The sequence below is a fragment of the Jatrophihabitans sp. genome, from assembly GCF_051960575.1.
GTDB lineage: Bacteria > Actinomycetota > Actinomycetes > Mycobacteriales > Jatrophihabitantaceae > JBQCEE01.
Map to the genome: position 1 here is coordinate 1 of NZ_JBQCEE010000410.1, position 2447 is coordinate 2447.

4 protein-coding genes are annotated in these 2447 nt (G+C 74.5%); 1 reads left to right on the forward strand and 3 read right to left on the reverse strand.

Annotation, left to right across the window (positions count from 1 at the left end; genetic code table 11):
• Positions 1-57: 57 nt before the first annotated feature.
• A complete protein-coding gene (locus ACTHMS_RS22930) occupies positions 58-282 on the reverse strand; it encodes a hypothetical protein (RefSeq protein WP_440308973.1) in 225 nt (74 codons plus the stop codon).
• 182 nt (positions 283-464) lie between these two features.
• Between ACTHMS_RS22930 and ACTHMS_RS22935 the strand changes: the two genes are divergently transcribed.
• The gene (locus ACTHMS_RS22935; protein WP_440308974.1) at positions 465-905 is read left to right on the forward strand and encodes a CBS domain-containing protein; all 441 of its coding nucleotides are present in this window, start codon (positions 465-467) and stop codon (positions 903-905) included.
• On the opposite strand, the gene rsmA is transcribed toward ACTHMS_RS22935, so the two are convergent.
• On the reverse strand, positions 895-1740 hold the full coding sequence (gene rsmA / locus ACTHMS_RS22940; RefSeq protein WP_440308975.1) for a 16S rRNA (adenine(1518)-N(6)/adenine(1519)-N(6))-dimethyltransferase RsmA: 846 nt from the start codon (positions 1738-1740) through the stop codon (positions 895-897). The genes ACTHMS_RS22935 and rsmA overlap by 11 nt on opposite strands.
• A gap of 7 nt (positions 1741-1747) precedes the next feature.
• Positions 1748-2447 (reverse strand): G5 domain-containing protein (locus tag ACTHMS_RS22945; RefSeq protein ID WP_440308976.1); only part of this gene is annotated, 700 nt, incomplete at its 5' end.

A 2447-nucleotide genomic window follows, 5' to 3' on the forward strand; every position in this document is an offset into this window, starting at 1 on the left:
ACCCAGCTGCTGACCGGGACGAAGGCCGGCTGACCCTGCCCGCGGCCCCTGCGCTGCTCAGCTGAGCGGCGTCGGCGGCTCGGGGTTCGGCACCGGCTCGGGCACGGGGGTCGGCATCGGCTCGGGCGTCGGGCCGGGCACCGGCAGCGGCTCGGGGCCGGGCGGCGGCGCCGGCGTGGGGCTCGGCACGGGCCCCGGGTCGGGCACGGGCGTCGGCGAGTCCGGGCCGGGTGACGGCAGCACCGCGGTGGGGGCGGCTGAGGTCGTGCTTGTGGCGGTCATGCGCCCGGGGTACCCATCCACCAGCTGAAACCCTCCCGAGTGGCCCATGTCCGGGCCCGGAAACGAGCCACAGCGGAGGGTTTCGCGATCGACGGCGGGACACGAAACGGTGAATGCTCTGGCGCCGACGGGTCAGGTTTGACACGCTCGCAGCACAGCCCGGTCGCCGGCGAGGAGTGCGCATGCGGATCTCCGACATCGTCCGTCACAAAGGCCCTGCCGTCTTCACCCTGTCCCGCACCGACACAGTGGCGACGCTCGTTGCTGCGCTCGCCGAGCACAACGTCGGCGCCATCGTCGTGGTCGACGAGCAGGGCGGGGGGCGTCCGGCCGGCATCGTCTCCGAGCGCGACGTCGTGCGGCAGCTCGCCGCCGACGGCGCCGACCTGCTCGGACGCCCGCTCGGCGACCTGATGACCACCGACGTGCTCACCTGCTCGCTGGGCGACAGCGTCGACAGCGTCGCCGAGACCATGACGCAGCGGCGCGTCCGGCACATGCCGGTGCTCGCCGACGACGGCGGGGGCCTGGCCGGCGTGGTGTCGATCGGCGACGTCGTCGCCTACCGCATCCGCCAGCTCGAGCAGGACCGCGGCCAGCTCGAGCAGTACATCACCGGTTGACGGCGACGCCCGCGAGCCGGGCGTAGTCGGCGACGCCGAGCGTCTCGCCGCGGGCCTGCGGGTCGATCCCGGCGCCCCGCAGCAGTTCCTCGGCCGCGGCGGGCGATCCCGCCCAGCCGGCGAGCGCCGACCGCAGGGTCTTGCGGCGCTGCGCGAACGCGGCGTCGACCACGGCGAACACCTGCTGCCGGGTCGCCGCCGTGGTCGGTGGCTCGTGCCGGACGAGCCGCACGAGCGCCGAGTCGACGTTCGGCGCGGGCCAGAACACCGCCCGGCCCACGGCGCCGGCCCGGGTGGCGGCGGCGAACCACGCCGCCTTCACCGACGGCACCCCGTAGGTGCGCGAGCCCGGCGGCGCCACGAGGCGGTCCGCCACCTCCGACTGCACCATCACCAGCCCCGAGCGCAACGACGGGAAGGTGGCGAGCAGGTGCAGCACGACGGGCACCGCGACGTTGTACGGCAGGTTGGCCACCAGGGCCGTGGGGGCCGGCTCGGGCAGTTCGAGCAGCCGCAGGGCGTCCGCCCCGACCGTCGTCAGCGGTGCGCCCGGCAGGCGCGCGTCGACCGTGCGCGGGAGCGCCTGCGCGAGCACCGGGTCGATCTCGACCGCGGTCACCGGGTGGCCGGCCTCGAGCAGGCCGAGGGTCAGCGACCCGAGGCCCGGCCCGATCTCCAGCACGCGCTCGCCCGGCGTCAGCTCGGCGCTGCGCACGATGCGGCGGATCGTGTTGGCGTCGTGCAGGAAGTTCTGCCCGAGCGTCTTGGTCGGGCGCACGCCGAGCTCCGCGGCCAGGGCCCGGATGTCGACCGGACCCAGCAGCGGTGACGTCACCTGCGAATCAGTACCAGCTGCCCTGCTGCCAGAACGACCACGCCGCGCACGGCGAGCCGTAGCGGGACTTGATGTAGCCGAGTCCCCACCGGATCTGGACGCCGGCGTCGCTGTCCCAGCCCGGGCCCATCTTGTCGCCGGGCAGGGCCTGCGGGATGCCGTAGGCACCGCTCGGGTTCTCGGCGTGCAGGTTCCAGCCGCTCTCGTGGTTCCACATCGTGATGAGGCAGCTCATCTGGTCGTCGCCCCAGCCGTAGGACGGCAGGAGGCTGCGCGCGTAGGCCTGGGCCTGCGCCGGGGTGGCCTCGGCGGGCACGCCGGTGCCGACGCGCAGCACCCGGGTGCCGGCGGGCTGCAGGGTGGTGACGGCCGGCTTCTCGCGGGCGCTGAGCCGGCCGTTGATGTAGACCGCCGTCCAGGTCACCCGCTCGCTGCCGGCGTGACCGGGCTGCACGACGACGGTGCGGCCGACCGACAGGCGCGAGTCGGTGATCCGCTTGACCGGCGGTGCGACGGTGCGCACCTTGCTGACCTGCCGGTTCTCGATGCGGACGAGCCGGATGGTCGAGCCCGGACGCACCTCGGTGGCCAGCGCCGGTGTGACCCGGTCGTCGGCGTGCACGGTGACACCGAGCTGGTCGAACAGCTGGGCCACGGTGAGCGCCGTGGTCGTGACCTGCTGCTGCTGCCCGTCGTGCACGACGGTG

Bases quoted from the DNA above. Each gene is read 5' to 3' on its own strand.
- ACTHMS_RS22935 (WP_440308974.1), top strand. From the start codon at position 465: ATGCGGATCTCCGACATCGTCCGTCACAAAGGCCCTGCCGTCTTCACC.
- ACTHMS_RS22930 (WP_440308973.1), bottom strand. From the start codon at position 282: ATGACCGCCACAAGCACGACCTCAGCCGCCCCCACCGCGGTGCTGCCG.